At 73.3% G+C, this 3185-nt stretch carries 4 protein-coding genes; 3 read left to right on the top strand and 1 reads right to left on the bottom strand.

Features of this window, described 5'->3' with window-relative positions:
* A partial coding sequence (locus tag ACFWM7_RS34670) for a GNAT family N-acetyltransferase (RefSeq protein ID WP_383268586.1) occupies nt 1-361 on the top strand: 361 nt, incomplete at its 5' end.
* 363 nt (nt 362-724) lie between these two features.
* The gene (locus tag ACFWM7_RS34665; RefSeq protein ID WP_383268588.1) at nt 725-1852 is read left to right on the top strand and encodes a serine hydrolase domain-containing protein; all 1128 of its coding nucleotides are present in this window, start codon (nt 725-727) and stop codon (nt 1850-1852) included.
* Nucleotides 1853-1928: 76 nt separating this feature from the next.
* Here ACFWM7_RS34665 and ACFWM7_RS34660 read toward each other — a convergent pair whose 3' ends face one another.
* The gene (locus tag ACFWM7_RS34660; RefSeq protein ID WP_383268583.1) at nt 1929-2726 is read right to left on the bottom strand and encodes a PepSY domain-containing protein; all 798 of its coding nucleotides are present in this window, start codon (nt 2724-2726) and stop codon (nt 1929-1931) included.
* A gap of 190 nt (nt 2727-2916) precedes the next feature.
* On the opposite strand from ACFWM7_RS34660, the gene ACFWM7_RS34655 reads away from it, so the two are divergent.
* Nucleotides 2917-3171 (top strand): DUF6296 family protein, encoded by a 255-nt coding sequence (locus ACFWM7_RS34655; RefSeq protein ID WP_383268581.1) that lies wholly within the window; start codon nt 2917-2919, stop codon nt 3169-3171.
* The last annotated feature ends 14 nt before the right edge of the window (nt 3172-3185 follow it).

Genomic DNA, 3185 nt, shown 5'->3' with positions numbered 1-3185 from the left:
GCTCGCCGAGCAGGACGCGGGCTTGCACCACCTGCACCTCATCGAGGACGCCGACGGCGGCGTCCTCGGCCGGATCAACCTCGTCGAGGTGCGGGACGGTTCGGCCGAGCTGGGCTACCGGATAGCGGAGAAGGCCGCGGGGCAGGGCCTGGCGACCTGGGCGGTCCAGCGGATCTGCGTGCTGGCGGTCGAGGAGTACGGGCTGACCGCCCTGCGCGCGGAGACGACGCTGGACAACACGGGCTCCCGCGCGGTGCTGGCGCGTGCGGGGTTCGAGCCGCTGGAGGACGTCATGTTCGGCGACCGTCCCGGGCGGCGGTACGTCCTGGATCTGAGCGGGGGCGCTCCCCCGGCGCACTGACCCGTGCCGCCGCCGGAGAAGGCGGGGGCGGGGAGCGAAGGACGGCAGGGGCCAGGAGCGCGGGCAGGGCGCGAGCCATGCAGGGCCGGGCGCGCGGGCAAGGCGGGCGAGGGCCGGGCGCGCGGCCCGGCGCCGGCGGTGTGGCGGTGGTCGCCCGGATGGTCCACCTCGGGGGCAAGCACCGTCCGGCCGCCCGATGCTGGGGCTCGCGGGAGCGGACCGTACCGCTCCGCCAAGCCCGTCGCCCACCGTCTTCAGGAGGCCCCCGTGCCCGCACGTTCCCGTCCGGACGCCCCGCTCCCCCGCCCTCGGCGGCAGAGAGCCGTCGTCGCAGCCCTTGCCGCCGCATCGCTCGCCGGGCTGATGACCGGTCCGGCCCACGCGGGCGGAGACGGCGGCGGCCCGCACGGGCCGGTCGACCGGGCGTTGCGGCGCGGGCTCCAGACGCTGGTGGACACCCCGGGAGGGCCGCCCGGCGCCATCGCCGTCCTCACGTCCGGCGGCCGGAGCGAGGTGTACCGGGCGGGTACGTCGCAGCTCTCCACCGGGCGCCCGCCCAGAACCACCGACCACATGCGGATCGCCAGCACGGCGAAGGCCTTCAGCGGATCGGTCGCCCTGCAACTGGCCGAGCGGGGCGCGCTCGGCCTGGACGACACCATCGGCAGGCGGCTGCCCCGGCTGCCCGCCGCCTGGCACCGGGTGACGCTCCGCCAGCTCCTGAACCACACCAGCGGGCTCCCCGACTACACCGAGGACCCGACGTTCATCGCCGAGCTGACGGCCGATCCCCGCAGGCGCTTCGACTCCCGTCGGCTGCTGGACTACGTCGCCGGTGACCCGCTGCGGTTCCGGCCCGGGTCCACGTACCGCTACTCCAACTCCGACAACATCGCCGTGGCGCTGATGGCCGAGGCGGCGACGGGACAGCGGTACGAGAGGCTCCTGGCGGAGCTGGTCTACCGGCCGCTCGGCCTGCGCGACACCAGCCTCCCGCAGGGCTACCGGCTGCCCACGCCCTATCTGCACGGCTACGCGGTGGACCAGCCGGGCGCGCCGGAGGACGTCAGCACGGTGCTCAGCGCCTCGGGTGTGTGGGCGTCGGGCGGCATCGTCTCCACGCCCCGCGACCTGGGAGCGTTCATCCGCGGTTACGCCGGCGGGCTGGGGCTCGGCCCGGCGGTCCGCGAACAGCAGTTGTCGTTCGTGGCGGGCAGCTCCGAGCCCGCAGGCCCCGGGCGTAACAGAGCCGGTCTCGCCGTCTTCTCGTACGCGACGCGCTGCGGCACCGTGTACGGCCACACCGGCAACTTCCCCGGCTACACACAGCTGGCAGCGTCCACCAAGGACGGCAAGCGGTCGCTGACCGTCTCTCTCACCTCCCAGGTGAACAGCGCGACGAACCCTCGGCTGCTGGCCACCCTCCGCAAGCTCCAGGAGGACTTCGTCTGCCGGCTGCTCGACCGCCGGGAGCCGGGCGGCGCGTACTGAGACCGAGAGCGTCCAGGAACGCGGGAAGGGGTACGCCGGGCGTCCGGCGTACCCCTTCGGGGTCTACGGGGCGGGGTCAGTCCTCGTCGGTCTCCTCGCGGACGATGGTGTCGTTCTTGGCGTCCACGTCGAAGGTGGTCTTCTTCCAGTCGGAGCCGACCACGTCGACCTGCCAGATGACGCCCTTGCCGTCGTTGTCGTCGAGGCTGACGGAGGTGACCGTCCCCTTCTTCTTCCCGGTGGCGACCTTGGCCGCCTGCTGCGGGGTCTGGGTGGCCTGGGCGAGCTGGTCGGCCGTCTGCTTCTTGTCGTCCGCGTCCTGGTCCGCGTCGACGCGGGCCTCGATCACCTTGCCGTCGACCGCGTTGATGCGGACGGTGTGGATCGTGCCGTCCTTCTCCGCGACCTCCGCGATCCAGACCGGGCCGTCCGCGCCCGGGCTCGCGCTGGGGCTGGAGGCGCCGGTTCCGGTCGGGCTCGGGGAGCCGGTCGGGCTGGGCGATCCCGTGGGACTGCCGGTCGCGGTCGGGCTGGGGCTCGCGTCGCGGTCGTCGTCGTCCACGCCCTCCAGGTCGATGTCGACCAGCTTGCTCCCGGCGACCTCGCCGGTGGCGGTGGTGGCCGCGTCGTCGAAGGTGACCTTCGTGGCGTCGAGCACCTCCTTGCGCTCCTGCTGGTCCTCGGTCAGCTGGGCGGTGGCCGAGGGCGACGTCGTCTGCTGCTGCGGGACGACCTTCGCGGCCTCGGAGGTGGCCGCGTTCGTCGCGCTGTCCGAGCTCTGACCGCATCCGGTCATCAGGACGGCCGTGGCCGCGGCCAGGCCGAGGGCACCGACCGCCTGAAGCGTGCGGGAACGGGAGGAGGCACTGTTCATTCGTCGAGGCTCAAGTCTCATGCACGCATGCCTAGCCCTCCAGGACTCCGGTCATGTTGCCCTACCGTGCGGAGTCACCCGATCGACCGGGCGGCTCCGCCCGTTGGCCGTCGCTCCCCGGGCGGGACACGCCGTGGTGCGAAACAATGGCGGCAGGGCCGTATTCTCCGTGCCCGGCCGGGAGAACGTCATGAATCAGATGCACACCGAGCGTTACGAGCTGATCTTCCAGATGTCCGGCGCCGCGGACGACGTGGTCTGCGTCCGGCTGACCGACCGGCTGGGGGCCGGCGGGTTCCCGGTGTACGAGGACGAGACAGGGATCGTCCGCGCCGAGATCAGCGACCGGGGCGAGGTCCGCATGCTCGCCAGCGGCGGCCACCAGGTCCCGGGGGCTCCCCTGCTGGCCCGCCCTCTCAGCGAGGACACACCCGGCACACGCTGACCGGACCCATCGGG

It is taken from the genome of Streptomyces sp. NPDC058375 (genome assembly GCF_042723425.1).
Taxonomy (GTDB): Bacteria; Actinomycetota; Actinomycetes; order Streptomycetales; family Streptomycetaceae; genus Streptomyces; species Streptomyces durocortorensis.
Note: the sequence above shows the minus strand (reverse complement) of the source record. Positions and strands in the feature narration are given on the sequence as shown.

Bases quoted from the DNA above. Each gene is read 5' to 3' on its own strand.
- ACFWM7_RS34665 (WP_383268588.1), top strand. From the start codon at position 725: ATGACCGGTCCGGCCCACGCGGGCGGAGACGGCGGCGGCCCGCACGGG.
- ACFWM7_RS34660 (WP_383268583.1), bottom strand. From the start codon at position 2,726: ATGAACAGTGCCTCCTCCCGTTCCCGCACGCTTCAGGCGGTCGGTGCC.
- ACFWM7_RS34655 (WP_383268581.1), top strand. From the start codon at position 2,917: ATGAATCAGATGCACACCGAGCGTTACGAGCTGATCTTCCAGATGTCC.